Genomic DNA, 397 nt, shown 5'->3' with positions numbered 1-397 from the left:
AAAACAAAGTGATGAGCGGCTAAAACTGGAGATTAAGGTGGCACATATCCGCACTCGCGAAACATATGGAACCCGGCGGCTCCAGACGGAGCTGGCAGAGAATGGCATCATCGTTGGTCGTGACCGACTGGCACGTCTTCGTAAGGAGCTAAGGCTACGCTGTAAGCAGAAACGCAAGTTCAGAGCGACTACGAACCCGAACCACAATCTGCCAGTTGCGCCAAATCTGCTGAACCAGACGTTCGCTCCTACAGCACCAAATCAGGTCTGGGTGGCGGACCTGACGTATGTTGCCACACAGGAGGGATGGTTGTACCTCGCTGGCATCAAAGATGTTTATACGTGCGAAATTGTCGGCTACGCCATGGGAGAGCGCATGACAAAAGAGCTGACAGGT

Annotated in this window: 1 protein-coding gene; it reads left to right on the top strand. The window is 53.1% G+C overall.

The annotated features are described in order from the left end of the window. The coding region (locus BFF42_RS21080) for an IS3 family transposase (protein ID WP_146753321.1) at positions 1-397 on the top strand (397 nt) is incomplete at both ends.

Origin of the sequence: Shigella sp. FC1661, assembly GCF_001712525.1 — a bacterium.
GTDB lineage: Bacteria > Pseudomonadota > Gammaproteobacteria > Enterobacterales > Enterobacteriaceae > Escherichia > Escherichia coli.
The sequence above is the reverse complement of the archived record's forward strand: the minus strand, read 5'-3'. Positions and strand labels throughout refer to the sequence as shown.